The 26,372-nt window shown below is 67.0% G+C and carries 24 protein-coding genes; 9 read left to right on the top strand and 15 right to left on the bottom strand.

Going from position 1 to position 26,372, the window contains the following annotated elements:
* Nucleotides 1-72: 72 nt before the first annotated feature.
* Together KM176_RS20255 and KM176_RS20250 are read left to right on the top strand one after the other, a co-directional pair.
* Complete coding sequence (locus KM176_RS20255) at nt 73-1,602, top strand: aldehyde dehydrogenase (NADP(+)) (RefSeq protein WP_160895500.1); 1,530 nt, start codon at nt 73-75, stop codon at nt 1,600-1,602.
* A 143-nt stretch (nt 1,603-1,745) separates the two neighbouring features.
* Nucleotides 1,746-2,456: a ribonuclease activity regulator RraA gene (locus KM176_RS20250; protein WP_160895501.1), complete on the top strand. Its 711-nt coding sequence runs from the start codon at nt 1,746-1,748 to the stop codon at nt 2,454-2,456.
* Between the two features lie 90 nt (nt 2,457-2,546).
* Here KM176_RS20250 and KM176_RS20245 read toward each other — a convergent pair whose 3' ends face one another.
* The 5 genes from KM176_RS20245 to dctP all read right to left on the bottom strand — a co-directional run bounded on the left by KM176_RS20245 (nt 2,547) and on the right by dctP (nt 6,833).
* The gene (locus KM176_RS20245; protein ID WP_215558814.1) at nt 2,547-3,011 is read right to left on the bottom strand and encodes a DUF3237 domain-containing protein; all 465 of its coding nucleotides are present in this window, start codon (nt 3,009-3,011) and stop codon (nt 2,547-2,549) included.
* Between the two features lie 3 nt (nt 3,012-3,014).
* The gene (locus KM176_RS20240; protein WP_160895502.1) at nt 3,015-3,950 is read right to left on the bottom strand and encodes an alpha/beta hydrolase; all 936 of its coding nucleotides are present in this window, start codon (nt 3,948-3,950) and stop codon (nt 3,015-3,017) included.
* Between the two features lie 23 nt (nt 3,951-3,973).
* Nucleotides 3,974-5,269, bottom strand: a complete 1,296-nt coding sequence (locus KM176_RS20235; RefSeq protein WP_160895503.1) for a TRAP transporter large permease — start codon at nt 5,267-5,269, stop codon at nt 3,974-3,976.
* The gene (locus KM176_RS20230; protein WP_160895504.1) at nt 5,262-5,777 is read right to left on the bottom strand and encodes a TRAP transporter small permease; all 516 of its coding nucleotides are present in this window, start codon (nt 5,775-5,777) and stop codon (nt 5,262-5,264) included. Before KM176_RS20230 ends, KM176_RS20235 begins: the two co-directional genes overlap by 8 nt.
* 63 nt (nt 5,778-5,840) lie before the next feature.
* The gene (dctP, locus tag KM176_RS20225) at nt 5,841-6,833 is read right to left on the bottom strand and encodes a TRAP transporter substrate-binding protein DctP (protein WP_160895505.1); all 993 of its coding nucleotides are present in this window, start codon (nt 6,831-6,833) and stop codon (nt 5,841-5,843) included.
* 192 nt (nt 6,834-7,025) lie between these two features.
* Between dctP and KM176_RS20220 the strand changes: the two genes are divergently transcribed.
* A complete protein-coding gene (locus tag KM176_RS20220; protein ID WP_160895506.1) occupies nt 7,026-7,709 on the top strand; it encodes a TetR/AcrR family transcriptional regulator in 684 nt (227 codons plus the stop codon).
* Between the two features lie 27 nt (nt 7,710-7,736).
* Here the strand turns inward: KM176_RS20220 and KM176_RS20215 are convergent, their stop codons facing one another.
* The 7 genes from KM176_RS20215 to KM176_RS20185 form a co-directional block, all read right to left on the bottom strand.
* Nucleotides 7,737-9,110: an FGGY-family carbohydrate kinase gene (locus KM176_RS20215; RefSeq protein WP_160895507.1), complete on the bottom strand. Its 1,374-nt coding sequence runs from the start codon at nt 9,108-9,110 to the stop codon at nt 7,737-7,739.
* The gene (locus KM176_RS20210; RefSeq protein ID WP_160895508.1) at nt 9,107-9,421 is read right to left on the bottom strand and encodes an L-rhamnose mutarotase; all 315 of its coding nucleotides are present in this window, start codon (nt 9,419-9,421) and stop codon (nt 9,107-9,109) included. Before KM176_RS20210 ends, KM176_RS20215 begins: the two co-directional genes overlap by 4 nt.
* Complete coding sequence (locus tag KM176_RS20205) at nt 9,421-10,440, bottom strand: ABC transporter permease (RefSeq protein WP_160895509.1); 1,020 nt, start codon at nt 10,438-10,440, stop codon at nt 9,421-9,423. The genes KM176_RS20210 and KM176_RS20205 overlap by 1 nt, the downstream gene beginning before the upstream one ends.
* Nucleotides 10,437-11,414 (bottom strand): ABC transporter permease, encoded by a 978-nt coding sequence (locus tag KM176_RS20200; protein WP_160895510.1) that lies wholly within the window; start codon nt 11,412-11,414, stop codon nt 10,437-10,439. The genes KM176_RS20205 and KM176_RS20200 overlap by 4 nt, the downstream gene beginning before the upstream one ends.
* Nucleotides 11,411-12,952 carry a sugar ABC transporter ATP-binding protein gene (locus KM176_RS20195; RefSeq protein ID WP_160895511.1) on the bottom strand — a complete coding sequence of 514 codons (1,542 nt, stop codon included), beginning with the start codon at nt 12,950-12,952 and terminating at the stop codon, nt 11,411-11,413. Before KM176_RS20195 ends, KM176_RS20200 begins: the two co-directional genes overlap by 4 nt.
* A 62-nt stretch (nt 12,953-13,014) precedes the next feature.
* Complete coding sequence (gene rhaS / locus KM176_RS20190; protein WP_160895512.1) at nt 13,015-14,013, bottom strand: rhamnose ABC transporter substrate-binding protein; 999 nt, start codon at nt 14,011-14,013, stop codon at nt 13,015-13,017.
* A 36-nt stretch (nt 14,014-14,049) separates the two neighbouring features.
* Nucleotides 14,050-14,853, bottom strand: a complete 804-nt coding sequence (locus KM176_RS20185; RefSeq protein ID WP_160895513.1) for a DeoR/GlpR family DNA-binding transcription regulator — start codon at nt 14,851-14,853, stop codon at nt 14,050-14,052.
* A 188-nt stretch (nt 14,854-15,041) separates the two neighbouring features.
* Here KM176_RS20185 and KM176_RS20180 point away from each other — a divergent pair, with 188 nt between their 5' ends.
* Both KM176_RS20180 and rhaI read left to right on the top strand, forming a co-directional pair.
* The gene (locus KM176_RS20180) at nt 15,042-17,150 is read left to right on the top strand and encodes a bifunctional rhamnulose-1-phosphate aldolase/short-chain dehydrogenase (RefSeq protein ID WP_160895514.1); all 2,109 of its coding nucleotides are present in this window, start codon (nt 15,042-15,044) and stop codon (nt 17,148-17,150) included.
* Nucleotides 17,151-17,263: 113 nt separating this feature from the next.
* Nucleotides 17,264-18,535: an L-rhamnose catabolism isomerase gene (gene rhaI, locus KM176_RS20175; RefSeq protein WP_160895515.1), complete on the top strand. Its 1,272-nt coding sequence runs from the start codon at nt 17,264-17,266 to the stop codon at nt 18,533-18,535.
* Between the two features lie 63 nt (nt 18,536-18,598).
* On the opposite strand, the gene KM176_RS20170 is transcribed toward rhaI, so the two are convergent.
* On the bottom strand, nt 18,599-19,609 hold the full coding sequence (locus KM176_RS20170) for a LacI family DNA-binding transcriptional regulator (RefSeq protein ID WP_160895516.1): 1,011 nt from the start codon (nt 19,607-19,609) through the stop codon (nt 18,599-18,601).
* 267 nt (nt 19,610-19,876) lie between these two features.
* Here KM176_RS20170 and KM176_RS20165 point away from each other — a divergent pair, with 267 nt between their 5' ends.
* Nucleotides 19,877-21,214: an alpha/beta hydrolase family protein gene (locus KM176_RS20165; RefSeq protein ID WP_160895517.1), complete on the top strand. Its 1,338-nt coding sequence runs from the start codon at nt 19,877-19,879 to the stop codon at nt 21,212-21,214.
* Between the two features lie 70 nt (nt 21,215-21,284).
* On the opposite strand, the gene bglB is transcribed toward KM176_RS20165, so the two are convergent.
* Together bglB and KM176_RS20155 are read right to left on the bottom strand one after the other, a co-directional pair.
* Entirely contained in the window at nt 21,285-22,382 is a 1,098-nt protein-coding gene (bglB, locus tag KM176_RS20160) for a beta-galactosidase BglB (RefSeq protein WP_160895518.1), read from the bottom strand.
* A 39-nt stretch (nt 22,383-22,421) separates the two neighbouring features.
* Nucleotides 22,422-23,396, bottom strand: a complete 975-nt coding sequence (locus tag KM176_RS20155) for a TRAP transporter substrate-binding protein (protein WP_160895519.1) — start codon at nt 23,394-23,396, stop codon at nt 22,422-22,424.
* 392 nt (nt 23,397-23,788) lie between these two features.
* On the opposite strand from KM176_RS20155, the gene KM176_RS20150 reads away from it, so the two are divergent.
* From KM176_RS20150 to kduD, 3 genes are read left to right on the top strand one after another with little or no spacing between them, the layout of a single operon-like run.
* The gene (locus KM176_RS20150) at nt 23,789-24,289 is read left to right on the top strand and encodes a TRAP transporter small permease (RefSeq protein WP_160895520.1); all 501 of its coding nucleotides are present in this window, start codon (nt 23,789-23,791) and stop codon (nt 24,287-24,289) included.
* A gap of 1 nt (nt 24,290) precedes the next feature.
* Nucleotides 24,291-25,619, top strand: coding sequence for a TRAP transporter large permease (locus KM176_RS20145; RefSeq protein WP_236045387.1), 1,329 nt, complete (start codon nt 24,291-24,293; stop codon nt 25,617-25,619).
* Between the two features lie 12 nt (nt 25,620-25,631).
* Entirely contained in the window at nt 25,632-26,372 is a 741-nt protein-coding gene (kduD, locus tag KM176_RS20140; protein WP_160895521.1) for a 2-dehydro-3-deoxy-D-gluconate 5-dehydrogenase KduD, read from the top strand.

Genomic DNA, 26,372 nt, shown 5'->3' with positions numbered 1-26,372 from the left:
CATTTTCTTGTTTTAAATACCTCTGGGGTCCGGGGGCAGCGCCCCCGGGGTCTCCACCGGAAAGGACATTTCATGGATGGCATGACACCCGCCTTCACCCCCCACGGCAAGCACCTGATCGCGGGCGAGTGGGTCGCGACCCAAGCCCGCTTCCCCTCCGAACCCGCCCATGGCCCGGTGCACAGCTTCTCCGTCGGCACCCCCGATCTGGTCAACGCCGCCTGCGAGGCAGCAGAAGAGGCCTTCTGGTCCTACGGCTATTCCACCCGCGCGGAACGCGCCGCCTTCCTCACCGCCATCGCCGATGAGATCGAGGCCCGCGCCGACGCGATCACCCAGATCGGCTCCCAGGAGACCGGCCTGCCCGAGGCCCGCCTGCAGGGCGAGCGCGGCCGCACCACCGGCCAGCTGCGGCTGTTCGCCGACCACATCCTGAAGGGCGCCTACCTCGACCTGCGCCACGACCCCGCGCTGCCCGAGCGCAAGCCCCTGCCGCGCCCCGACCTGCGCCTCGTGCAGCGCCCCATCGGCCCGGTCGCGGTCTTCGGCGCCTCGAACTTCCCGCTCGCCTTCTCGACCGCGGGGGGCGACACCGCCGCCGCGCTCGCCGCCGGCTGCCCGGTCGTCGTCAAGGGCCACTCCGCCCATCCCGGCACCGGAGAGATCGTCGCCGAGGCGATCCATGCCGCGATCAAGACCTGCGGCCTGCACCCGGGCGTCTTCTCGCTGATCCAGGGCGGCAAGCGCGAGGTCGGCACCACCCTCGTGCAGCATCCGCTGATCAAGGCCGTGGGCTTTACCGGCTCGCTCGGCGGGGGCCGCGCGCTGTTCGATCTTTGCGCCGCCCGTCCCGAGCCGATCCCGTTCTTCGGCGAACTGGGCTCGGTCAACCCGATGTTCGTGCTGCCGGGCGCGCTTGCTGCGCGGGCCGAGGCGATGGGCAAGGGCTGGGCCGGATCGCTGACCATGGGCGCGGGGCAGTTCTGCACCAACCCCGGCATCGCCGTCGTCCCGACCGGCGCCGAGGGAGACAGTTTCGTCGCCGCCGCCACCGCCGCGCTGAAGGAGGTCGCCCCCCAGGTCATGCTGACCGAGGGCATCGCCGCCGCCTACCGCGCCGGCAAGGAGCGTTTCGAGAGTCGCAACACCGTGCGCACCCTGCTGGCGACCCCGCAGGAGGGCCGCAGCGCCGCGCCGAACCTCTACGAGACCGATGCCGAGGCCTATCTGCAGGATCATGCCCTGGGTGAAGAGGTTTTCGGGCCGCTGGGTCTGGTGATCCGGGTGCCGGGCCAGGAGGCGATGGCGGTTCTGGCGAAGGGCTTCGAGGGCCAGCTGACGGCGACGCTGCACATGGACGAGGGCGACCTGGCCGATGCGCGTGCGCTGCTGCCGATCCTGGAGCGCAAGGCCGGCCGCGTGCTGGTCAACGGCTTCCCGACCGGCGTCGAGGTGGCCGATGCGATGGTCCATGGCGGGCCCTATCCGGCCTCGACCAACTTCGGGGCGACCTCGGTCGGCACCCTGTCGATCCGCCGCTTCCTGCGCCCGGTCTGCTTCCAGGACCTCCCCGAGGGGCTGCTGGGCGAGGACATGGTCTGAGACCGCTGGCCTGAAAGCCGGCACGGGAAAGGGGCGCTGCCCCTCTGCGCGTGCCGCGCATTCACCCCGGCATATTTCCTGAAAGTTGAATGCATAAGGGGGGCCTTGCGGGCCCCCCGGATGATCCCGGAGGAGATCCCAGAATGAATCCCGAAACCCGTGAAAAGCTGATGGGCGTGTCGGTGGCGACGCTGGCGACCGCGCTTTATCGGCGCGGCCTGCGCCACCAGGTGATCCAGGGCGTGCACCCGGTGGGCTGGAAGGGCGCCAACATGGTCGGCCCGGCCTTCACCCTGCGCTACATGCCCGCGCGCGAGGACCGCAACACGCTCGCGGCCTTCCGCGATCCCGAGCACCCGCAGCGCGTCGCCATCGAGACCTGCCCCGAGGGCCATGTTCTGGTGATGGACAGCCGCAAGCAGGCCGATGCGGCCTCGGCCGGGGACATCCTGATCACCCGGCTGATGAAGCGCGGCGGCGCCGGCGTGGTGACCGACGGCGGCTTCCGCGATGCCCGCACCATCGCCGGGCTGGAGATCCCGGCCTATCATACCCGGCCCTCGAGCCCGACCAACCTGACCAACAACGAGGCCATTGCCATCAACGACCCCATCGGCTGCGGCGATGCCCCGGTGTTTCCCGGCGACATCATCGTCGGGGATGCCGATTGCGTCATCGTCATTCCCGCCGACATTGCCGACGAGATCGCCGACGAGGCCGTCGAGATGACCGCCTACGAGGATTTCGTCGTGCACCAGGTGAAGGATGGCGCGACGATCATCGGGCTTTATCCCTGCACGAAGGACGAGCACCAGCTGGCCTTCAAGGCCTGGCGCGAGGCCGAGGGGCGCTGAACCTTTGGGGCTACCTGAAGGGGAACCGCCGCCGGTGTGCTGCACCGGCGGCGGTTTTCTTTGGGAGAAGGGGAGGGGGCGGCCCCTGGATCAGGGGACGCGGAACACGTCCACCGTGACGCCGCCGGGGCAGGGGGTGACCCGGCTGACGAAAAGCGTTTCCCGCAGCCACTGGAAGGGGCCGTCGGGCGCATCGAAGACCGGGGCCGCACGGAAGTAGAAGGCCGAAGGATCCACCGGGCGTCCGGCGATCAGATCGGCGCGCACCGCCGGATCGGCGACCCGCAGACCCCGGTTCTGCACGTAGATCAGCGTGCCGTCCTCGGTTTCGAGCGAATAGTGGGCGTTGATCTCGGCCACCCCGTCGGGGCGCTGCCAGAGCCAGTCCGACCCGCCCGAGAGGACCTTTCCCCTCAGCCGCGGCCCCTGGACCGTGCCGCCGGTGACCTCGATATGCTTGCGCTCGCCGTTGATGCCCGCCCCGTTGCTGCGGGGGCGGGCGATATGCACGTCGAGGGTGAAGACGTGGTCGGGGGCGGGGATCGGCGTCGGCATCGCTCAGGCGGCCGCGTAGCGGTCGGCCAGCCAGGCGGTCATGCGCGCGAGGCTGGCGCGGGCGTCGGCGCAGTATTCCATCGCGCGCAGGTAGCCGTGGATCAGCCCCTGGCCGGGATCGAGCTGCACCGCGATGCTCTCGGCGCGCAGTTTCTCGGCATAGGCATGGCCGTCGTCGCGCAGCGGGTCGTGTTCGGCCACGGCGATGAAGGCGGGGGGCAGGCCGGCATGGCTGTCGGCATGGAGCGGCGCGGCCAGCGGGTGCTTCAGGTTCTCCTCGTTGCCGCAGTACATCAGGTTGGTCTTGGCCATGCCGGCGGTCTGGATCAGCGGCCCCTCGGCATTCTCCTGGTAGGAGGGGAAGGACATGTCGAAATGGACGCAGGGATAGACCAGCATCTGCGCCATCGGGGCGGCGGCGGTGCCGCGCAGCGCCAGGCAGGCGGCGGCGGCCAGGTTGGCCCCGGCGCTGTCACCGCCGATGGCGATGCGGGTGGGGTCGATCCCGAGGCTTTCGGCGTTGGCATGGACCCAGTGGGCCACGGCGATGACCTCGTGGATGGCCTTGGGGAAGGGATGTTCGGGGGCCAGCGCGTAATCGACGCTGATCACCGTCTGGCCGTTGGCGGCGGCGATGCGGGCGGTGATGTCGGAATGGGTCATCGGGCTGCCCTGCATCCAGGCGCCGCCGTGCATGTAGATCAGGCAGGGCTGGGCGGGAAGGCCCGCCGTCGCGCGTTCGATCCGCATCAGCACGTTGCGCCCCTCGTGGGCCAGGAAGGCGGTCGAGACGGCGATACCCTCGGGCTGGGGCAGGCGCATCGCATCGGCGATGTATTCGAACAGCAGCCGGCGGTCGGTGATCGGGGCGCCGGCGGGCAGCACGGCCCAGCTGTCGTTCCACTTGGCCAGGAAGGTCTCGATTTCGGGGTTGATCATGGAAGGTCTCCGGAAAGGGGGGCTCAGCCCTGGTAGCCCAGCAGGCGGGGCAGGAAGAGGACGAAGTCCGGCACGAAGGTGATGATGCCGAGCGCGACAAGCAGCGCGACGATGAAGGGCCAGATGTCGCGCACGATGGCGCCCATGGGCTGGCGGGTGATGGAGGCGGTGATGAACAGCAGTAGCCCGTAGGGCGGGGTGATCAGGCCCAGCATGGCGTTGACCACCACGATGACGCCGAAATGCACCAGGTCGATGCCCATGGCCTGCACGGCGGGGATCAGGATCGGCACCACGATCAGCAGGATCGCGCCGCCCTCAAGGATGCAGCCCAGCAGCAGGATCAGGATGTTGATCGCGATCAGGAAGCCGGTCTGCGACAGGTCCATGCCCTGCAGGAAGGCGGCCAGAGCATTGGGCACGTCCTCGCGGGTGATGACGTAGTTGAAGGTCAGCGAGCCGCCGATCAGCACCCCGATCGCCCCGGCCGAGCGGGCGCCGGAAATCAGCGTCTCCCAGAAGGCGCGGAAGGTGACCGAGCGGTAGAGCAGCACCGAGATCACCAGCGCATAGGCGGCGGCGACGGCGGCGGCCTCGGTCGGGGTGACGATGCCGCCGTAGATCCCGCCCAGCAGGATGACAGGCAGCATCAGGGCGGGCAGGGCCTCCCAGGTGATTTTGGGCAGTTCGCGCAGCGGCACGGCCTCGTCCACGGGGAAGCCCCGGCGGCGTGCCATCACCCAGTTCATGAAGGCCATCACGGCGGCCATCAGCAGGCCCGGCGCCATGCCGGCGGCAAAGAGGTAGCCGACCGACTGGTCCGAGACCAGAGCATAGAGCACCATCGGGATCGAGGGCGGGATGATCGGGCCGATGGTGGCGGTGGCGGCGGTGATCGCGGCGGCGTAGCTGGGCGGGTACTTCCCGTCCTTGGTCATCATGTTGATGATGATCTTGCCCATGCCCACCGCATCCGCCACGGCCGAGCCCGACATCCCCGAGAAGATCACCGAGCTGAAGACGTTGACATGCCCGAGGCCGCCTCGGAAGCGTCCGACCAGGGCCTGGCAGAAACGCAGCAGCCGGTCGGCCAGGCTGCCGATGTTCATGATGTCTGCGGCCAGGATGAACAGCGGGATCGCCAGCAGGGTATAGCCGTTGAACAGGCCCTGAAGCAGTTGTTCCGAGGCGATGGAGGGGTCGAAGCCCGACAGGATCAGATACAGGAAGGAGCCGCTCATCATCGCCAGGCCCACCGGGATGCCAGCGATCGACAGCGCGACGATGGCGACCATCGCAAGCGTGAAGGGATCAGTCATAATCGTGGGTCTCGGCATGGGTTTCGGGGACCGGGGCACCGCCGGTCAGCCCGTTCCAGGCGACCAGCAGCATCCGGATGATCACCGCGATGTGGAACGGCATGTAGATCGCGAAGACCCAGGAGAACGGCAGCCGCATGTAGGCGGTGCGCTCGATGTCCATGAAGGTCACGTAGTCCCAGGCCTTGGGCAGGGTCCAGGCGAAGATCGCCGCCGTGACCAGCCCCGCCACCACGTCCAGCACCCGGCGCGCGCCGCGCGGCAGCAGCGCATAGATGATGTCGAGCTTGATCATGTTGTCGGTGGGGATCACGAAGGCCGCCGCCAGCAGGATCCCCCAGAGCCAGGCCAGCGTGACCCATTCGACGGTCCAGCCGACGGGCAGGTCAAGGGCGTAGCGGAAGACGATCTGCAGGATGAAGACCGCGAACATGCTGCCGAACAGCAGTGCGGAAAGATGCGCCGGCAGGGCCGCTGCCCTGCGCAGGAGCGGATGAAGCTGTTTCATGAGGGCACTCCGGAAGGAGGGGCCGGGGGGCGGCAGGCAGCGCCGCATCCCCCGGGACTGGGATCATTCGCCGACGGCGGAAATCTTGTCGAGCAGACCCGGCGGCCAGTCCTTGGCGTATTTCGAGTTCTGGTAGACCTCCAGCACATGCTTGCGGAAGGCGGCGTTGTCGGGGGTGTAGACGTCGATCCCCTCCTGCTTGAAGGCGGCCTCGTATTCGGCCTCCTGGTCCAGGGTCACCTTGTCCAGCGCGGCCTCGAAATTGTCGGCGCAGCTTTGCACCTTGGCCTGCTGCTCCTCCGTCATCGAATTCCATTTCTTCAGGGAAATGGTGAATTCGTTCGCGGCGATCAGGTGGGCGGTCTTGCCGATATGGTCGATGATCTCGTCGAACTTCATCGAGTGGATCGCCGGGAAGCCGTTGTCCTGGCCGTCGATGGCGCCGGTCTGCAGCGCGGTGTAGGTCTCGGCGAAGGGGATCGGCACCGGGGTCGCGCCCATGGCGGTGCCGACGAACTGCCAGCCCTCGCCCGGGGGCATCCGCAGCTTCACGCCCTTCAGGTCCTCGGGGGTCATGATCTCCTTGTCGCCCTTGTAGCCGATGTGGCGGGCGCCGATGTAGGGGAAGGACAGGATCTTGACCTTGGCCTTCTTCTCGATCTCGGCCAGCAGGTCATCCAGAACGTCGCTGTCGTAGACCGCCCGCATGTGGGCATAGTCGCGGAACAGGAAGGGCGTGCCCAGGATCGAGGTCGCGGGCACCTGGTTCTGGAAGTCGTAGATCGCCAGGTTGCCCATGTCGAGGTTGCCGCGCTGCATCGCGTTCAGCTCGGTGCCCTGCTTGAACAGGGTGGCGCCGTGGTAGTCCTTCAGCTCGAACCCGTCCCCCAGGCACTTGCCGAAGCTCTCGCGCAGGGTGGTGGTACGGATGTCGTTCTCCGAAACGGTATCGGAATAGATCAGCTGGACCTTCTTGTCCGCCGCCACGGCCGGCAGCGCCGCGTTCAGCGCGGTGACGGCAGCCCCGCAGGCCAGAATCGTTTTGAGAAAGCGCATGTCATCCTCCCTTTTGCGCCACTGTTCGCGGGATCCGAACCTGCCGTCCCCGTCCTCCTAACGGGCCCGGCGGGCCTCCTCCGGCCCCCGCTTGTCGTTTTATGTACCATGTGGTTCAATCATGTAAAGGAGAAGTTTTAACCTTGTTTCACCCTCTGCGGTGGGGCAGGTCGAAACGGAGGAGGACAGGCCATGACGGAAGAGGCACCCACGCGCGGTCGTTCGGGGCGGCGCAAGCTGAAGGCGGATCAGGACACGGCGGCGCTGGCCGAGGCGACAAGGGCCGACATCATCGCGGTGGCGACGCGCGCCTTCGTGCGCTACGGCTTCGACGGCGCCTCCGTGAACGAGATCGCGGCGGCCTCGGCCACCTCGAAGCGGATGATCTACTACCATTTCGGCTCCAAGCAGGATCTCTATCGCGCCGTGCTGGAGGCCGCCTATGAACGCGTCGGCCACCGCGCCCCGAGCGAGGCCCCGGCCTGTCCGCCCCTGGAAGAGCTGCGCGCCTATGCGGTCGATGCCTACGACAACTTCCGCCGCAACGAGGATTTCGTGCGTCTGGTCATGGCGGAGAACCTGAAGGACGGAGAGACGATCCTGGGGTCGGATTTCGTGCGCCAGCGCTCGGCGGCGAACCTTGCCTCGCTGGAGGAAATCGTCGCGCGGGGGCGGGCGGACGGCAGCATCCGCGTGGGTTTCCGGGTGGTCGATCTGTACCTCGCGGTGGTGGCGGTCTGCTTCCACGCGGTGTCAAACCGGATCTCGACCGGGATTTCCCTGCAGATGGATCTGGGTTCGGACAGCGAGGTCGCGTTCCGCCGCCAGCTGGTGGGCGATGTGGCCTGCCGTTACGCGGCCACGCCCGGCACCTGAGGCACCGGGCGTATCAGACCGGGGCGCTTACTGCGCGGGCAGGGGGGCGGTCAGCGCCTGCCAGCGCGCGGCATAGGCCCTGAGCGCTTCGGCATCAGCCGGGGGGGCGATGGCACGGGTGTCTCCGCTGCGCCGGTCCTCGAACAGCAGCGCGGCGCCGATGCTGGTGCCGGTGGCTGATGTCGCAACCCGTACGCCCTCGGGACGCAGGCACGCCAGCATCCCGGTGTAATCGGCATTGCGCCCGAAGGGGCCTTCCACGATCACCGGGCCTTCGGCCCCCACCAGCGTCAGGCAGGTGTCTGTGACAAGGGCCAGATACCACGACAGCGCCAGCATCTTCGCGCCTTCGGTCGCAGGCGACCGTGTCCAGCCGTGCCGCCGTCCCTGGAACGGCCCGCTGTCGGGGGTGACCGAGGGCAGCAGGGCGACGCCGGAAAGCACCTCGGCCCGGTCGGCATCGGTCGGGGTGGCGGTGCTTCCGTCGCGGATCACCTCGTAGGCGCGCCCACCCATGAACCGCGCCGAGGGCACCGGCTGGCCAAGCGCATTCACGTTGACCAGCGTGTCGCGCGCCGGATCCAGCGCCGCGGGGCTGCCCCCCATCGCCATGGCGACCACCCAGGTCCCGGTCGAGACAACCGAGAAGGCCCCCCTTTGCGAGAGCACATGAGGATAGAGCGAGGCATTGCTGTCATGGATGCCGCAGACCACGGGCACCTCGGGCGAAAGCCCGGTGCGCGCGGCGATCGCGGCATCAAGCCTTCCCAGCATGTCCGAGGAGCGATGCGCGGGCGCGATCTTCCCCGCCAGCCCCAGCCGTTCGACCAGGGTGGAGAACTGCGCGGTCTCGGGCTCCCACAGGTCGGTGTGACAGCCCAGAGAGGTGACGTCGGTGGCCATCTTCCCGGTCAGCCGATAGCCCCAGTACTGCGGATAGGTCAGCACATGGGCGGTGCGTTCGCGCAGCCCGGGGCAGGTCTCGAACTGCCAGAAAAGCTGCGCGCCAAGGTTCAGGCCCAGAGGCAGGCGGGGCGATCCGGTCTGCCCGAAGGCGGGGCGGATCGCGTCATAGGCGGCGGCCAGCGTGTCGGGGCCGGGGTGTTCGTAATCCAGCATCGGTGCGGCCAGCGCGCCGTCCTCCTCCAGCAGCACCGCCGCCGCCCCGTGGGTGGTGACCGAGATCGCGTCGATCCCGTGCGCGCCCTGGAAGGCGGCAAGGTGTTCCAGGAAGAAGGCCCAGTGCCCCTCCAGGTCGAAATGCGGCCAGGGCGGGCCGGCCAGCACCCGGTTGGGGCGGGTGACGACGGCGATCTCGCGCAGGGTGGCGGCCTCGACGAGGGCGAGCTTGGCGTTGGTCTTGCCGACGTCGATCACGGCGATATGGCGAGGGCGGCTCATGGCAGGTGGAACACCGGGATCAGCGGCGCCTCCCGGGGTCGGTTGTCGGGATGGGTCGCCATGATGTCGGCCATATGCGCCCACCATTGCTGCATCACCGGATGATCGGGCAGGGCGGCCATGGCGTGATCCTTGCGCCGCCACAGCACGCCGAACAGCGCGTTCGTCTCCGGGTCGAAATGGATCGAGTAATCCTCGACCCCGGCGTCCTTCAGCAGGGTGACCAGCTCGGGCCAGATCTCATCATGGCGCTTGCGGTACTCCTCCAGACAGCCGGGGTTCAGGGTCATGCGGAAGGCGTGCTTTTCCATCAGGCCCTCCGCAGCTTCTTCCAGAGGCGGGGCAGGGCGATGACCCCGATCAGCAGCAGGCCGATGAAGATCGACATGACGATGCCCGGCACGTTCAGCAGGCCCAGCCCGAAAGTCACCAGACCCATCACGAAGGCCGCGATGACGACGCCCGCGATGCTGCCCGATCCGCCCAGGATGTTGACGCCGCCGAGGACGACCATGGTCACCACCTCAAGCTCCATCCCCGTGCCGATGGAGGGGCGGGTGGAGCCCAAGCGCGAGGTCAGGCAGACCGCCGCGATGCCGGACATGAGGCCTGTCAGCAGGAAGAGGATCATCTTCACACGGCCCACCCGGATGCCCGAGAACAGCGCGGCGGTGGCATTGTTGCCCACCGCATAGACCGCCCGCCCGAAGTTGGTGCGGTGCAGCACCACGGCGTAGATCACCGCCAGCACGGCAAACAGCACGAATTCGAAGGTGAAGACCCAGAACACGTAGCCCTGCCCGAAGAAGGCGAAATCGGCCGGGTAGCCGCGGAAGGCGCCATCCCCCAGAACGATGTAGCTGATGCCGCGAAACAGGCTCATGGTGCCGATGGTCACCACGATGGAGGGCAGCCCCAGCCGCGTCACCAAAAGCCCGTTGAAGGCGCCGCACAGCAGCCCCACCACCAGCCCGGTCGCCACCAGCGCGGGCGTGCCGAAGCCCGCCTGCATCATCAGCCCCATGGCGGTGGAGGCCAGCGCGATGATCGAGGCGACGGAAAGGTCGATTTCCCCCGCGATGATCAGAAGCGCCATGGCGAAGGCGATCATCGCCTTCTCGGTGAAGTTGTAGGTGGCGTCGGACAGGTTCCAGGCATCCAGGAAATAGGGCGAGGCCAGGGCGTTCATCAGGAAAATCGCCACCGCCACCAGCAGCAGCAGGCTTTCCCAACTTTTCAGTGCCTTCGTCGCCGGAGAGCTGAGCTGATCGGGGATCTTGCGGGGCCCGGCGCTGTCGCGGGGGGCGTGGTTCGTGCTGAGGGTGCTCATTGCGCATGCTCCGCCGATTTCAGGATGACCCGGCCCCGGGCGCGGCCCGAGCGGGAGTTGAAGGTGACCGCGACCAGGATCGCCGCTCCCGAGATCGCCATCTGCCAGAAGGGCGAAATGTCGATGACCGGCAGGGCGTTCTTGATCACCCCCAGGAACAGCGCACCAAGGATGGTGCCGACCACCGTGCCGACGCCTCCGGCAATCGAGGCGCCGCCGATCACGCAGGCCGCCACCACGTCCAGTTCGAACCCGCCGGCGATATCCACGTAGGCGACCGCGTAGCGCGAGATCCACAGGTAGCCCGCCAGCCCCGCCAGCGTGCCCGAGATGGTGAAGGCCAGGAACTGGCTGCGCCCGACGTCGATGCCGGTGTAGACGGCGGCATGGGGGTTGTTGCCGGTGGCGTAGAAGCTGCGGCCCATCGGGGTGCGCGACATCACCACGGCCATGATCAGCGCCACCACGATGGCGATCCAGCCCAGCAGCGGCAGGCCCAGGATCTGGGTGCGCGGCACGCCGGTGAAGGCGCGGCTCATTTCATGGGAGTTCACCCAGGCGCCGCCCGAGAGCAGGAAGATGATGCCGCGATAGATCGTCATCGTGCCCAGCGTCACCACGATGGGGGGAATATCCAGTTTCCAGACCAGCAGCCCGTTCACCGCACCCATCAGCGCGCCGCAGGCCAGCGCGATGACCATGATCACGCCGATGGGCATCCCCGGCCAGGCGACGTTCAGCATGGCGCAGACCATGCCGGTCAGCGCCAGGTTCGCCGCCACCGACAGGTCGATGCAGCGCGTCAGGATCACCACCATCTGACCAAGGGCCAGGATGATCAGCGGCGAGGTGTCGTTGAACACCTCCAGCAGGTTCTTCGGTTCGACGAAGGCCGGAAAGCGGGTCGCGATCAGCACCAGCAGCGCGACAATCGCCGCCCCAAGGATCGCTTCGCGGGATTTCAGCAGGCTCATGCGGCGGCCTCCGACGGGGTGTGGGTGATGCCCGCCGCGTGGCGGACCAGGGTTTCGGGGGTCAGGGCGTCGCCTTCCAGTTCGGCGGCGATGCGCCCCTCGCGCATGACGATGACCCGGTCGGACATGCCCAGGATCTCGGGGATTTCCGAGCTGACCATGATCACCGAAAGCCCCTCTGCGGCCAGTTCCGACATGAAGTCATGCACGGCGGCCTTCGATCCGATGTCGATGCCCTTGGTGGGTTCATCCAGGATGATCACCTTGGGCTGGGTTGCCAGCCACTTGGCGATCACGACCTTCTGCTGGTTGCCCCCCGACAGTGCCCCCACCCGGGTATCCAGCGAGGCCGCGCGCAGGTCCAGCCGTTCGGTATAGTGCCGCGCCAGCGCGAATTCCTCGGCCATGCGGGTGAAGCCGCGCTTCGAGGTCTGCCCGAGAGAGGGCAGGGTGACGTTCTGGAAGATCGGCATGTCGAGGATCGCCCCCTGCTTGCCGCGATCCTCGGGCACATAGACGATCCCGGCAGAGATCGCCTCGGCGGGGGAACGGATGACCTTGATCTTGCCGTCCAGCTTCACGGCGCCCTTCGAAGGCCGCGTGATGCCGATCAGGCTTTGCATGAACTCGGAGCGCCCGGCGCCAACCAGCCCGTAGAAGCCCAGGATCTCGCCCCGGCGGAGGGTAAAGTTGATGTCCTCGAACTCCGTCGGATGGGCATAGCCCACGACCTTCAGGACCTCTTCGCCGATGCGGGCGGCGCGCTTGGGGAAGATCTGGTCGACCGAGCGGCCCACCATCATGCGCACCAGATCGCCCTCGTCCACGTCGCGCATCAGCCCCTGGCCGACGAACTGGCCATCGCGGAAGACCGCCCAGCGATCGGCAATGCGGAAGATTTCGTCGAACTTGTGCGAGATGAACAGGATCGCCTTGCCCTGCGCCTTGAGCGTATCGACCAGCTCGTAAAGCTCCTCGATCTCCTTCTGGGACAGGGCGGCGGTGGGTTCGTCCATGATGACAACGCGGGCCTCAACCGACAGGGCGCGGGCGATGGCGACCAGATGGCGCGAGGCGATGCCCAGATCCTTCAGCTTGACGCCCGGGTCGATCTGCGCGCCGATCCCGTCCAGCAGCGCCCTGGCGCGGGCCTTCATGGCGGCGGTGTCGATCAGGCCGAAGCGGCCGCGCGGCGCATGGCCCAGGAAGATGTTCTCGGCCACCGACAGCTCGTCGAACAGCACGGTTTCCTGGTGGATGGCGGTCACGCCATGGTCCTGCGCCGCCTGCGCGGTGGGAAAGGCGACGGGCTGGCCGTCCATCAGGATCTGGCCGCCGTCGGGCTGGTAGATGCCGGTCAGGGTCTTGACGACGGTGGATTTGCCCGCGCCGTTTTCGCCGATCAGCGCGGTGACCTCTCCGGGGTAAAGCGCCAGCTTCACACCGTCGAGCGCCTTCACGCCGGGAAATGTCTTGGTGATGCCGTCGAGCGCGAGCACGGGATGCTCGGCTCCGGCCTTGGAACGGGTGTCGTCCATGGGGGCCTCGCGGTCTGGAAGGGGGGGGCGGCACGGGATGCGTGCCGCCCGGAAAGAGCCGATCAGAAGATGGTCTTGAACTGTTCGATGTTGCTCTTGTCGTAGACGAACGGGTCCGCCATGGCGGCCGAGTTGGTCTCGTCCAGCGTCACGCTGCCCATGCGCCCGATCGGGATCTCGGCCTCGGGCTGGGGTTTCACGTCGCCCTTGGCGATGTGATAGGCCATCATCGTCGCGGAATAGCCAAGGTCGATCGGGTTCCAGATCGCGAAGGATTTCGACGCGCCGCTCTCGATGGCGCCGGCCATCTCGGAGGGCAGGCCCAGCCCGGTCACGTTGACCTTGCCGACCTTGCCGGCATCGACCACCGCCTGGGCGGCCGCCACGATCCCCACCGAGGTCGGCGCGATGATCGCATCGAGGTCCGGATAGGACTGCATCAGCCCCTGCGCCTCGCGGTAGGACTTGTCGGCCAGGTCGTCGCCGTAAACCGTCGCCTCGAGCTTGATGTTGGGATAGTCGGCCTTCATCGCCTTCTTCATCTCGTCGATCCAGATGTTCTGGTTCGTCGAGGTGGTGGTGGCCGACAGCACGGCAACCTCTCCGGTCTGGTCGGGCAGGTTGTCGGCGGCAAGCTTGATGATCATCTTGCCGATCAGCTCGTTCGAGGAGGGGTTGAGGTGCGCCATGCGCCCCTCGGGGGCGACGGCGGAATCCCAGGAAATCACGGTGATCCCGCGTTTCATCGCCTTCTGCAGCGTCGGCACCAGCGCGTCGGTGTCATTGGCCGAAATCGCGATGGCATCCACCTTCTGCGCGATCAGCGAATTGATCACCTCGATCTGGCCCTCGGCGGTGGTATCGGTCGGGCCGGTGTAGATGATGTCGACATCCCCCAGCTCCTTCGCGGCCTCCTGCGCGCCCTTGTTGGCGGCTTCGAAGAAGCCGATGCCAAGGGCTTTCACCACCAGCGCGATGCGCATGTTGTCGGCCTGCGCCCCCGAGGCCATGAGCCCCGTCGCCATGGCCGCGGTCATCATCAGTCCCGCAAGTTTCTTCATGTTTTCCTCCCTTTTCTCCTCCCGACGATGCCGGCCCTAGCCGGTGTTGACCTCCCCTCTCGTGGCGGTCGGGCGCGCCACGATCAGTTTCACATCCGCGCTCTCCACCATGGCGGCGGCGCGGTCGCTGATCCCCTCGTCGGTGATCAGCACGTCGATGCGCTCCAGCGGGCACAGCACCAGCGAGGAGCGGTTCTCGAATTTCGTCGAATCGACCAGCAGCACCAGCTCGTCGGCCTGTCCGATCAGCTTCTGCTCGGCCTGGATCAGCAGCGGGTCCGCCTCCATCAGACCCAGCGGACCGACGCCCTGCGCCCCCATGAACATGCGCCGCGCATAGAAATTGCGCGTCACGTCGTTGTCGAAGGGCGACAGGATGATGTTCTGCTCGCGGTAGATCGCGCCGCCGGACAGCATGATCGTGTTCCTCGAATGCTTCAGCAGGTGCTCGGCGATGGGAAAGCTGTTGGTGAAGATCTGCATCCGGCGCGAGGCCAGCGGATGCACCATCTGGAACGTCGTGGTGCCGCCGTTGATGATGATCGGATCCCCTTCATCGCAAAGCTCCACCGCGGCGCGCGCAATCGCGCGCTTCTGCTCGATCATGATCGTTTCGTTGATCGAGAAGGGCCGCCCCGCCAGCCCCGGGAAGGCGTTGGGATTAAGCGCCTCTGCCCCGCCCCGCACCCGCCGCAACTTCTTGGCGACATGGAGCGCGGCGATGTCGCGGCGGATCGTGGCCTCCGAAGCCCCTGTCAGCGCACAGAGTTCCACCACCGTCACGACGGGGCGGTCCTGTATCGCGGACAGGATGATCCGATGGCGTTCCTTCTCGTGCATGATGTCCTCCTGGTAACCTTGTCCTGAATCGCAAAATCAAAGTCAATCATTTTTGATCATGAAAACCTTCTCTGCGACGCAGAATGATTGTTCATGATCGTTTTTGATTGACAAGCCCCGGTGCGCCCGTGCAGCTTCGGGCCAGTTCCAGGACCTTTACCAGACCGTTCACCGGGAGGAGAATACCGATGACGACCGTCGACAAGCGGCTGCATGCGCGGCTGCAATCGCTGTGGGATGATGCCCGCGCCGCCGGGATGAGCGAACCCGAGAAGCTGCTCTACCGGTCCAACCTGCTGGGCTCGGACAAGCGGATCACCAATTACGGGGGCGGCAACACCTCCTGCAAATGCACCGAGGTCGATCCGCTGACCGGCGCGGGCGCCGAGGTGCTCTGGGTCAAGGGCTCGGGCGGCGATGTCGGATCGATCCGGATGGACGGGTTCGCGACCCTCTACATGGACAAGCTGCGCGCCCTGAAGGGCAAGTATCGCGGCGTTGACTTCGAAGACGAGATGGTCGGCTACCTGCCGCATTGCACCTTCAACCTGAACCCGCGCGCCGCCTCCATCGACACGCCGCTGCATGCCTATGTGCCCAAGGCGCATGTCGATCACATGCACCCCGACGCGATCATCGCCATCGCCGCCTCGAAGAATTCGAAGGCGCTGACCGCCGAGATCTTCGGAGACGAGATCGGCTGGCTGCCCTGGAAGAAACCGGGCTACGAGCTGGGCCTCTGGCTGGAAAAGTTCTGCCTGGAGAACCCCGAGGCCAAGGGCGTGGTGCTGGAATCCCACGGCCTGTTCACCTGGGCCGATGATGCGAAGGACTGCTACGAGCTGACGCTCGAGATCATCAACAAGGCCATGGCCTATTTCGACGACAAGACCAAGGGCAAGCCGGCCTTCGGTGGCGCCGTGCATGACAGCCTGGCGCGTCCCGAGCGCCGCAAGGTGGCCGCCGCCCTGATGCCGGTCATTCGCGGCTTCGTCTCGGGCAACCAGCACATGGTCGGTCATTTCGATGACAGCGAGGCGGTGCTGGAATTCGTCAATTCCGCGCAACTTCAGCCATTGGCGGCGCTTGGCACCTCCTGCCCGGACCACTTCCTGCGCACCAAGATCCGCCCCCTGGTGCTGGGCTTCGACCCGGCGGCGATGAACCTCGATGCGGTTCTGGCGGGCCTGCCGGACCAGATCGCCGCCTATCGCAAGGACTACGCCGCCTATTACGACCGCTGCAAGCACGACAACTCGCCCGCCCTGCGTGACCCGAATGCGGTGGTCTACCTGGTGCCCGGCGTCGGCATGATCACCTTCGCCAAGGACAAGGCGACGGCGCGCATCTCGGGCGAATTCTACGTCAACGCGATCAACGTCATGCGCGGCGCCTCCGCCGTCTCCGAATATTGCGGCCTGCCCGAGCAGGAGGCCTTCGACATCGAATACTGGCTGCTGGAAGAGGCCAAGCTGCAACGGATGCCAAAGCCCAAATCCCTCGCCGGTCGCGTGGCGCTGGTCACCGGGGGCGCGGGTGGTATCGGCATGGCCACGGCGGCGCGCTACCTGGCGGAAGGCGCCTGCGTGATGCTGGCCGATATTGACGAAGGCGCGCTGGCCTCCGCCGCCACGGCCCTGTCGCAGGCGCATTCCGGCGACGTGGTGCGCACCATCGCCATGAACGTCACCGACGAAGCGGCGGTTGCCGCCGCCTATGACGCCCTCGCGGTGGAATTCGGCGGGCTCGACATTCTGGTCTCGAACGCCGGCATCGCCTCCTCGGCCCCGATCGAGGAGACCACGCTCGATCTGTGGAACAAGAACATGTCGATCCTTTCCACGGGCTATTTCCTGGTCTCGCGCGCGGCCTTCACGCTGCTGCGCAAGCAGGCGATGGGCGGTGCGGTGGTCTTCGTGGCCTCCAAGAACGGCCTTGCCGCCTCTCCCAATGCCTCGGCCTATTGCACCGCCAAGGCCTCGGAAATCCACCTCGCCCGCTGCCTCGCCCTGGAAGGCGCCGAGGCCGGGATCCGCGTCAACGTGGTGAACCCCGACGCGGTGCTGCGCGGCAGCCGGATCTGGCAGGGCGAATGGCTCGACCAGCGTGCCTCGACCTACGGCACCGACAAGCAGGGCCTGGAAGAGATGTATCGCAACCGCTCCATGCTCAAGCGCTCGGTCCTGCCCGAGGACATCGCCGAGGCCGCCTATTTCCTGGCTTCGGACCTCTCGGCGAAATCCACCGGCAACATCCTTAACGTCGACGCGGGCAACAAAGAGGCCTTCACCCGCTAGATCCCGGCAGGCGGGGCCTTTCCCGCCTTTCATCTTTCCACAAATATGCCGGGGGGAGCGCGCTGCAGGCGCGTGGGGGGCAGAGCCCCCCGGCCCCCCGAGGGAGGAGACCCATGTTCGACGAATCCAGCATCCACGCTGCCAACGAGACCGTCCAGGGCGATCTCGCCCGCGATTACGACGCCCTGGGCGAAAAGCTCGCCCGCGAGGGCATCGACATCGAAACGATCCGCAAGCGCGCCACCGATTTCGCCGTCGCCGTCCCCAGCTGGGGCACCGGCACCGGCGGCACCCGCTTTGCCCGCTTCCCCGGCGGCGGTGAGCCCGCCACCATCTTCGACCGGCTCGACGATTGCGCGGTGATCAACGACCTGACGCGGGCCACGCCCACCGTCTCTCTGCACATCCCCTGGGACAAGGCCGACCCCGCCGACCTCCTGGCCAAGGCCGAGGAAACCGGCCTCGGCTTCGATTGCATGAATTCCAACACCTTCTCGGATACCGGCGGCGATCACAGCTACAAGTACGGCTCGCTCTCGCATACCGATGCCGCGACCCGCGCCCAGGCCATCGCGCACAACCTCGAATGCATCGAGATCGGCGCGAAGCTGGGCTCGAAGGCGCTGACGGTCTGGATCGGCGACGGCTCGAATTTCCCCGGTCAGACCCATATGGGCCGCCAGTTCGAGCGCTACCTTGGCTCGATGAAGGAGATCTACAAGGGCCTGCCCGAGGACTGGCGGATCTTCTCGGAGCACAAGATCTACGAACCCGCCTTCTATTCCACCGTGGTGCAGGACTGGGGCACCAGCCTGCTGACCGCGCAGGAGCTGGGCGAGAAGGCCTTCTGCCTTGTCGATCTTGGCCACCATGCGCCGAACGTGAATATCGAGATGATCGTCTCGCGCCTGATCCATGCCGGCAAGCTGGGCGGCTTCCACTTCAACGACAGCAAGTACGGCGACGATGACCTCGACAGCGGCACCATCGAACCCTACCGGCTGTTCCTGGTCTGGAATGAACTGGTCGATGCCGAGGCGACGCCGGGCCTGAACCTGGCCCATATGATCGACCAGAGCCACAACGTCACCGATCCGATCGAAAGCCTGATGGTTTCCGCGATGGAGATCCAGCGCGCCTATGTGCAGGCCAGCCTTGTCGATCGTGCGGCGCTGGCGGGCTACCAGGCGGACAACGATGCGCTGATGGCCTCGGCCACGCTGCGCCGTGCCTTCCGCACGGATGTGGAACCGATCCTGGCGCGCGCCCGGCTGGATGCGGGCGGTGCCATCGACCCGATCCGCGCCTATCGCGCGGCGGGCTACCGCGCCCAGGTCACCGCGCGCCGTCCGAAGGTTGCGGGCGGCGGCGGCGGTATCGTCTGAGCTCTGCTGCGGCGGTCTTCCCGGGACGGGGGCCGCCGCTGCAACAGCGGGACCAGGGCCGGCTCAGCCGGGGCGCAGGTGCAGCCGGTGCGGCAGGAAGCAGCGGCTGCCGGCGCGCGGCGCGGGCAGCTGCGCCAGGACGGCGGGGCCGAAGGCCGCCGGGTCTACCGCGACCGAGCTCAGCCAGGGCGCAACCCAGTCGTTGAACAGCAGGTTGTCGAACCCGTAGAGGTCGAAGCCCTCCTGTCGCCCGGCCTCGCGTGCGCCGCGCCAGGCGCCGTAGGCCAGCGCATCCGACAGGCACAGGACCGCACGGGGCGGGTCCCGCAGCGACAGCACCTGGGCCATGGCCTGCAGGCCGCCGGTCAGCTGGTCCAGCCCCGGCGCTTCCACGGCAATCAGTTCTGCATCCGGAACGGCGGCGAAAGCGGCGCGGATGCCGCGCGCGCGCTCGGTCCCCGCCGTGCGCTCAAGGCTGCCGTGCAGCAGGATGGCGCGCTGCGTGCCCAAGGCCAGCACATGCCGGGCCAGGGCCTCTCCGGCGGCGGCATTGTCGATGCCGACATAGGCGCCGCCGGGCGCCGGGCCGGGATCGGGGCGGTTGACGAAGATCAGCGGTGCGCCGGCGGCCCGCAGCCGGGTCAGGCCGGGGCTGTCCACGGCCCCCACCAGCACGAAGGCCCGGGCGTTCTGGGCCTGCATCTCGGTCAGGAAATCGTCCTGGATCGCGGCGTCCTCATGGGTGTCGCACAGCGCCATCACCAGCCCCTCGGCGCGCAGCGCATGGCCGATGGAGGCGACGATGGTGGCCATCACCGGGTTGATCAGCGCGGCGGCCAGCACCGCGACGATCCGGCTTTCGCGCCGCCGCAGCGCCTGGGCCGCCCCGCCGGGCCGATATCCCAGCCGTTCGGCGGCCTCGCGCACCCGTAGCACCGTTTCCGCCGAAGCCTTGTCGGGGCCGTCGTTCAGAACCCTCGAGGCCGTGGCAATCGACACGCCGGCGGCCTGCGCCACCAGGCGCAGCGAGACGCGCGGCCGGGCCTGCCAGTCTGCGGTACTGTCCTGGGTCATCGCGGGCCCCTCCTTCCTGTCCGTCAGGCATAGCCGGTTTCGGCGCGCCGGGCAGCCCCGAGTTGCGCCCCGGGGGATCCGAACTATGCCTTGATCCTGCAACCGAAACGGGTCAGCCTGCGGTTGGGTAATCGTTTACCTAATGGAGGACATCCCATCTTGGGACGCGGGCCGAAGGCCCGTCACGGAGCTGTCGGGAAGGGCCCGGCGGCGGCGCCGTTGCGTGGAGGGCCTGCGGGCCGTGGCGGCGCCTGGAGGAGAAAAATCATGACATTCCTGAAGCATACCGGCGCGGTATGGCTGGCCGTGCTGTACCTGCCGTCGCTGGCCCTGCCTCTGGCGGCAGAGAATAGGATCGACGTGATCCGGCCCGATGCACCGGAACTGGCGGCCTACGGGCCGCACCGGATCGGCGTCCGCGAGATCCTGTTGCACCATGCCGACCAGCCCGACATCGCGCGGGCCGCCAAGGGCGACACCCTGGCCACGATCCCGCGCGCCGACCGGCCCCTGCCGGTCGAGATCTGGTACCCCGCCGCTGCCGATGCCGAGGGCGCGACGGTGGTGCAGACCTACCTGCGCGACGGCCACACCCGGATCGACCTGCATGCCCGCGCCATGGTCGATGCCGCCCCCGAGACCGGCGCGCGCTATCCGCTGGTCATCGTTTCGCATGGCTACCCGGGCAACCGCTTCCTGATGGCGCCGCTGGCGGAAAACCTGGCCTCAAAGGGGTATGTCGTGGCGTCGATCGACCATACCGACACGACCTACAGCACGCTGAGCTCCTTCGCCTCGGCGCTGGTGAACCGTTCGGAGGACCAGCTTTTCGTGCTGGACCAGATCGCCCGGCAGGAGGCCGATCCCGGCAGTTTCCTGCACGGGCTGGTCGATGCCGACACCACCGCGATCATCGGCTACTCGATGGGCGGCTACGGCACGCTGATCAGCGCCGGGGCCGGGCTGACCGAGGCCGCCGTCACCGCGCGGGAGGGCATGTGGTCCGCGCCGCCCGGCACGCTGGATCAGTACCGTGCCGGAAGCGCGGCTTTCGCGGCGCAGCACGATCCGCGCATCAAGGCCGCCATCGCCTTTGCGCCGGCGGGCTACCGGGTGGGCTTTTTCGATGACGAGACGCTGCGTGGCATCCACATCCCGATGCTTTTCATCGGCGGATCGCGCGATGACACGGTGGGCTACGAGGACGGCGTGCGTCCGACCTTCGAGGCGGCGGTGAATTCGGACCGGGCGCTGCTGACCTTCCTGGGGGCGAACCACAATGTCGGCGCCCCGATGCCGCCCCCGGAAGAAGCCTTCACCTTCGATCCGGAACTGAACTTCAACCTGGCGCTGCACTACTTGGATTTCACCTGGGACAATACGCGGATGAACAACATCTCGGCGCATTTCGCCACCGCCTGGCTGGATCTCTACCTCAAGCATGACAGCGACCGGGAACGGTTCCTGGACCTGATCCCGAATTCCAATGACGGGGGCTGGGACATGCAGGACGGCAAGCCGGCCGCCGATCACAGCTACTGGGCCGGGTTCGACCGGCGCACCGCGCAGCAGCTGACCTTCGAACGCCGTTCCGCCGGGCAGTGAGACATCAGACGGCCCGGTCCTTTGCAGGACCGGGCCGCAGGCCGGGAGGGCAGGGAACTTGGACAGGCCGTCAGCCTTCTGCGTGATGCAGCGCCTCGACCAGACAGAGCAGGGCCATCGACTGGCCGTAGCCGGTGGGCTGGATCGGGATGTCGCGGTAGAACTGCAGGTCGTGGCCCATCCGGGTCCCGTAGGAGACCTGCTGGACCACGCCCTGGGCATCGATATTGTCCAGCACCGCGCGCAAAGCCTTCAGCCCGGCATCGCGCCAGCGGGCGTCGCCCAGACCCAGTCGATGGCCCTTCAGCAGCGCATAGCCGATGGCGGCGGTGGCCGAGATTTCCTCGTAGGAGGTCGGATCGTCGACCAGGGTGCGCCAGGCGCCGCTGTCGCACTGGTAGCCGATCAGGGTTTCCAGCTGGCTGGTGACGATCCAGGACAGGAACCGGTGATCGGCGGGCGAAAGTTCGGCCAGATCGAAAAGATCCAGCACACCGGCCGAGATCCAGCTGTTGCCGCGCGCCCAGCGGGCGCGGGCAAAGTTATGGTCGCCCTCGAAGGTCCAGCCGTGGAACCACAGGCCGGTCTCGCGTTCGGCCAGGTAGTGGGTGTGGACGAGGAACTGGTAGACCGCCTCGTCCACCAGCTCGCGCCGGCCCGAGGCCTGGCCGTAGCTGGCCAGGAACAGCGCCAGCATGAACAGCGTGTCATCCCACAGCTCGCCCTTGTTGACCTTGTCGGAGACATCGTGCTGGAAGCCGCCCGAGGCGGTGCGCGGCGCCTCGCTCATCAGGCGCTGCGCCCAGTCCTGCATCGCCGCGTCCCACTTCGGATCGCGGCTTTCGGACCACAGGATCGACAGCGCCAGCATCGGCGCCGTCGTGTTGACGTTCAGCCCGGGGAGCCCGCGGGCGAACTGGGTGTCGTACCAGTCCTCCAGCAGGGCCTTCGCCGAGGCATCCCCGGTCTGCCGCCAGAGCTGCGCAATGCCGTAGAGGCCGACGCCCTGAGGCCATTCCCAGCTGTCAAAGCTGACGTAATCCCCGGCGGTGCCGTCCAGGTTGGGTTCGTCGAACCGGCCTTCGTCGCGCAGGTTGCGCAGCCCGGTGACGATCAGGCCGATCTTGTGCCGGATGTCATCCTGCAGGGTCGCGGTCTCGGTGGTCATGATGCGTCTCGCTTGGTCTGGGAGGCTGGGGGCGTGGGCTTACTCGGTGGCGAGGATCTGGGTCAGGATCTTCCCGAAGTCCGGATCGTCGCGGTATTCGTCGAGCAGCGGCATCACCTTTTCGCGGAAGGGGGCCTGGTCGGGCTTGATGAAGGTCACGCCCATGGCCTCGGCCTTGGTGCGGGCATCGGCGATGGCCTTGTCCCAGATGCCGCGGAAGGCCTGGGTGGCGTGGACGGCGGCTTCCTTGACGATCTTCTGCTGCTCGGGCGTCAGTTTCGCCATCGCCGCGTTGGAGATCACCAGGAAGTCGGGCACGCGCAGGTGTTCGTCCTGGCTGTAGTACTTGGCGACCTCGCCGTGGCGGCCGATGGTCAGCGCGGTGACGTTGTTCTCGGCGCCGTCGATGACGCCCTGCTGAAGCGCGGTGTAGATCTCTCCGTAGGGCATCGGGGTCGGGGTGCCGCCCATCATCTCGACCATGCGGATCGAGCTGTTGGAGTTCATCACCCGGATCTTCAGCCCCTTGAGGTCGGCGGGCGTGTTGATCGGTGTGTCGCGGGTGTAGAAAGAGCGCGCGCCGCTGTCGAAGAAGGTCAGCCCGATAAAGCCGCTGTCCTTGGTGGCATTGTAGACCTCGTCGGCGACGGGGCCGGTCATCACCCGGTAGAACTGGTCCTCGCTGGTAAAGATGTAGGGCAGGGTGAAGGCCTTGAAGATCGGATCGAAGTTCTCGAGGTTGCCGGCGCTGACGCGGGTCATGTCGACGGCACCGTTCTGGAGCTGCTCCAGCACCTCGCGTTCAGAGCCCAGGACGCCGTTGAGGTAGAGCCGGATCGAGACCTCTCCATCGGTCTTCTGTTCGACTTCGTCGGCGAACTGCTTGAGCGCGGCGCTGGTCGGATGATCCTCCGAGAGCGAGTTGGCCAGGCGCAGGCGGGTTTTCGCATCCACGCTTCCGGCCATGAGCGCGACAACGGCGGTGGCGGCAATGGCAAGTGTCTTGAGCTTCATGATTTCCTCCCTGGGTGGGGCCGCCCCCTCCATCGGGCGGCGCTCCGGTGTCGGCCCGCGGGGGCTGCGACGGGCCCAGAATGCGCGGTATGAAAATTGCTTGCTAGATGTAAATTTATTACACAAATCTTTTGCGGGTGCAGATTGCGGGGCATTTTTCCGCAACGATCTGATTTAAAAAGGTTTCAAGGAAGTCCTTCGGCAAGGCTGATCCGGGCAGGATGCCGCGCTGCGGCACGCCTCACGCGAATGCGGGGTCAAAACTTTTCGTTATGCAACATAATTTCATATTGCATAGGTGATTTTCACAACCCATGCTCCGGCCAGGCACACCACCGCGGGAGGGACGCGAGGCTCCGGTGTTCCGCAAGGCTTCGAGAGGAGGCGAAGACATGCTGTTTCTCAAGAGGGCCCTGGAGCGTCTGCTCCTGGTCCTGATCTGCGTATTGCTGGTGATCATGGTCTGCCTGATGCTGTGGCAGGTGTTCACCCGCTACGTGCTGGCCACCCCGGCGCTGTTCACCGAGGAAACCCTGCGGTTCACCATGATCTGGATGGCGCTGCTGGGCACGGCCTATTGCTTCGGGACCCGGCGCCACCTGTCGCTGGAACTGGTGATCCACCTGTGCCCGCCGATCCTCCAGCGCATCCTGGGGGTGTTCAACGGGCTTGTGTCCATCGCCTTCGCGGCGCTGGCAATGCTGATGGGCGGCTGGCAGGCCAGCCAGTCGGCGCTGACCCAGCTGTCGCCGATCATGCAGATCTCCATGGGAATGGTCTACCTGGCGGTGCCGGTGGCGGCGGTGCTGATCATCCTGCTGCAGGGCATGAACACCCTGCTGATCGCCACCGGGCAGACCAGCCCGGTCGATGTCCCCGAGGAGACGCTCTGACATGGATGCCCTGATCGACTACATGCTGGACCCCGCCGGGGCCGCAGTGACCCTGTTCGCGCTGTTCTTCGTCCTGCTGGTCCTCGGCACGCCGATCTCGGTCGCCATCGGGGTCTCTTCGCTGCTGCTGGGGCTGGCCTACCTGCCACCGGACGTGATCTTCTTCGTCGGTGCGCAGAAGATGTTCTCGGGCATCGACAGCTTCACCCTGCTGGCCATCCCCTTCTTCGTGCTGGCCGGCAACATCATGAACAAGGGGGGCATCGCGATCCGGCTGATCAACCTGGCCAAGCTGCTGGGCGGGCGGATGCCGGGGGCGCTGGCCCATACCAACGTCATCGCCAACATGCTGTTCGGCTCTATCTCGGGCTCCTCCATCGCGGCGGCGGCGGCAGTGGGCGGGGTGATGGCGCCGTTGCAGGCCAAGGAAGGCTACGATCCGCGCTTCTCGGCCGCCGTCAACATCGCCTCGGCCCCCACCGGCATCCTGATCCCGCCCTCCGGGCCGCTGATCCTGTTTTCGCTGGTTTCGGGCGGCACCTCGATCTCGGCGCTGTTCATGGGCGGCTACGGGCCGGGCATCCTGATGGGCCTGTCGGTGATGCTGGTCATCATGATCATCGCGCACCGGCGCGGTTATCGCAGCGAAGCGCGCACGACGGCGGGCGAGGTGCTGCGCACCTTCTGGGCGGCGGTCCCCTCTCTGGCGATGGTCGTGGTGGTCATCGGCGGCATCGCCGTCGGCGCCTTCACCGCCACCGAGGGCGCGGCGGTGGCGGTGCTCTATTCCTTCGGGCTCTCGCTCTGCTACCGGATGGCCAGCTGGCGGGAATACCTGGAGGCGCTGAAATCCTCCGCCGTGACCAGCTGTTCGATCCTGTTCCTGATCGCGGCCTCGGGGATCATGTCCTACGTGATGACGATTGCCGGCATCCCGGACATCATCGCCGACGGCATCCTCAGCTTCAACAGCCCGATCACCATCCTGCTGATCATGAACATCAGCCTGCTGATCATCGGCTTCTTCATGGACCTGACGCCGGCGGTGCTGATCTTCACGCCGATCTTCCTGCCGATCGCGCAGCAGATCGGCATGGACCCGGTGCACCTGGGGATCATGATGATCTTCAACCTCGGCGTCGGTTCGATGACGCCGCCGGTGGGCAGCGTGCTGTTCGTCGGCTGTGCCGTCGCCGGGCTGCGCATCGACCAGGTGATCCGCCCGATCCTGCCGTTCTTCCTGGCGACAAGCCTCGCGCTTGCGCTGGTGACCTACGTGCCCTGGTTCACGCTGGCGCTGCCGCGGTTCCTGGGCCTTCTCCAACCCTGAGGGGAGTTTCCCATGTCCGCCTTTTCGCTTTCCGGCCGCACCGCCCTTGTCACCGGCGCCAACACCGGCATCGGCCAGGCCATCGCCGAGGCGCTGGCCCGTGCCGGGGCCCGCGTGATCTGCGCCGGCCGCCGCAGCAGCGCCGAAACGGTCCGGCGCATCACCGAAGCCGGTGGCCGCGCCGAGGAGGTGCAGGTGGATCTGAGCGATCCGATGGCCGCCGTGCCGCTGTTCGAGGGGGCCGGGATCGACGTGCTGGTCAACAACGCCGGGATCATCCGGCGCGCCGACAGCACCGATTTCACCGAGGCCGACTGGGATGCGGTGATGGACGTGAACCTGAAGGCGGTGTTCTTCACCTCCCAGGCCTTCGCGCGCGAGGTGCTGGCGCGGGGCGGCACCGGCAAGATCGTCAACATCGCCTCGCTGCTGTCGTTCCAGGGCGGTATCCGGGTGCCCTCCTACACGGCGTCGAAACACGGCGTGGCGGGGCTGACCAAGCTTCTGGCCAATGAATGGACGGCGCGGGGAATCACCGTGAACGCCATCGCGCCGGGCTACATCGCCACCAACAATACCGAGGCGCTGCGCGACGATCCGGTCCGCGCCCAGGAGATCCTGGGCCGCATTCCCGCCGGACGCTGGGGCCGGGCCGAGGATATCGCCGAAAGCGCCGTCTACCTGGCGGCGCCGGCCAGCGATTACGTCTCGGGCGCGGTGCTGAATGTCGATGGCGGCTGGCTGGCCCGCTAG

This window comes from Pseudooceanicola endophyticus, from assembly GCF_018760365.1.
Taxonomy (GTDB): Bacteria; Pseudomonadota; Alphaproteobacteria; order Rhodobacterales; family Rhodobacteraceae; genus Pseudooceanicola; species Pseudooceanicola endophyticus.
The sequence above is the reverse complement of the archived record's forward strand: the minus strand, read 5'-3'. Positions and strand labels throughout refer to the sequence as shown.

Excerpts from the sequence above, each read along its gene's own strand:
- rhaI (WP_160895515.1), top strand. The coding sequence starts at position 17,264 with ATGTTCGACGAATCCAGCATCCACGCTGCCAACGAGACCGTCCAGGGC.
- KM176_RS20150 (WP_160895520.1), top strand. The coding sequence starts at position 23,789 with ATGCTGTTTCTCAAGAGGGCCCTGGAGCGTCTGCTCCTGGTCCTGATC.
- KM176_RS20195 (WP_160895511.1), bottom strand. The coding sequence starts at position 12,952 with ATGGACGACACCCGTTCCAAGGCCGGAGCCGAGCATCCCGTGCTCGCG.
- bglB (WP_160895518.1), bottom strand. The coding sequence starts at position 22,382 with ATGACCACCGAGACCGCGACCCTGCAGGATGACATCCGGCACAAGATC.
- KM176_RS20205 (WP_160895509.1), bottom strand. The coding sequence starts at position 10,440 with ATGAGCACCCTCAGCACGAACCACGCCCCCCGCGACAGCGCCGGGCCC.
- KM176_RS20235 (WP_160895503.1), bottom strand. The coding sequence starts at position 5,269 with ATGACTGATCCCTTCACGCTTGCGATGGTCGCCATCGTCGCGCTGTCG.
- KM176_RS20240 (WP_160895502.1), bottom strand. The coding sequence starts at position 3,950 with ATGATCAACCCCGAAATCGAGACCTTCCTGGCCAAGTGGAACGACAGC.
- dctP (WP_160895505.1), bottom strand. The coding sequence starts at position 6,833 with ATGCGCTTTCTCAAAACGATTCTGGCCTGCGGGGCTGCCGTCACCGCG.
- KM176_RS20220 (WP_160895506.1), top strand. The coding sequence starts at position 7,026 with ATGACGGAAGAGGCACCCACGCGCGGTCGTTCGGGGCGGCGCAAGCTG.
- KM176_RS20155 (WP_160895519.1), bottom strand. The coding sequence starts at position 23,396 with ATGAAGCTCAAGACACTTGCCATTGCCGCCACCGCCGTTGTCGCGCTC.
- KM176_RS20245 (WP_215558814.1), bottom strand. The coding sequence starts at position 3,011 with ATGCCGACGCCGATCCCCGCCCCCGACCACGTCTTCACCCTCGACGTG.
- KM176_RS20165 (WP_160895517.1), top strand. The coding sequence starts at position 19,877 with ATGACATTCCTGAAGCATACCGGCGCGGTATGGCTGGCCGTGCTGTAC.
- KM176_RS20180 (WP_160895514.1), top strand. The coding sequence starts at position 15,042 with ATGACGACCGTCGACAAGCGGCTGCATGCGCGGCTGCAATCGCTGTGG.
- KM176_RS20255 (WP_160895500.1), top strand. The coding sequence starts at position 73 with ATGGATGGCATGACACCCGCCTTCACCCCCCACGGCAAGCACCTGATC.
- KM176_RS20185 (WP_160895513.1), bottom strand. The coding sequence starts at position 14,853 with ATGCACGAGAAGGAACGCCATCGGATCATCCTGTCCGCGATACAGGAC.
- kduD (WP_160895521.1), top strand. The coding sequence starts at position 25,632 with ATGTCCGCCTTTTCGCTTTCCGGCCGCACCGCCCTTGTCACCGGCGCC.
- KM176_RS20230 (WP_160895504.1), bottom strand. The coding sequence starts at position 5,777 with ATGAAACAGCTTCATCCGCTCCTGCGCAGGGCAGCGGCCCTGCCGGCG.
- KM176_RS20200 (WP_160895510.1), bottom strand. The coding sequence starts at position 11,414 with ATGAGCCTGCTGAAATCCCGCGAAGCGATCCTTGGGGCGGCGATTGTC.
- KM176_RS20215 (WP_160895507.1), bottom strand. The coding sequence starts at position 9,110 with ATGAGCCGCCCTCGCCATATCGCCGTGATCGACGTCGGCAAGACCAAC.
- KM176_RS20250 (WP_160895501.1), top strand. The coding sequence starts at position 1,746 with ATGAATCCCGAAACCCGTGAAAAGCTGATGGGCGTGTCGGTGGCGACG.
- KM176_RS20145 (WP_236045387.1), top strand. The coding sequence starts at position 24,291 with ATGGATGCCCTGATCGACTACATGCTGGACCCCGCCGGGGCCGCAGTG.
- rhaS (WP_160895512.1), bottom strand. The coding sequence starts at position 14,013 with ATGAAGAAACTTGCGGGACTGATGATGACCGCGGCCATGGCGACGGGG.
- KM176_RS20170 (WP_160895516.1), bottom strand. The coding sequence starts at position 19,609 with ATGACCCAGGACAGTACCGCAGACTGGCAGGCCCGGCCGCGCGTCTCG.
- KM176_RS20210 (WP_160895508.1), bottom strand. The coding sequence starts at position 9,421 with ATGGAAAAGCACGCCTTCCGCATGACCCTGAACCCCGGCTGTCTGGAG.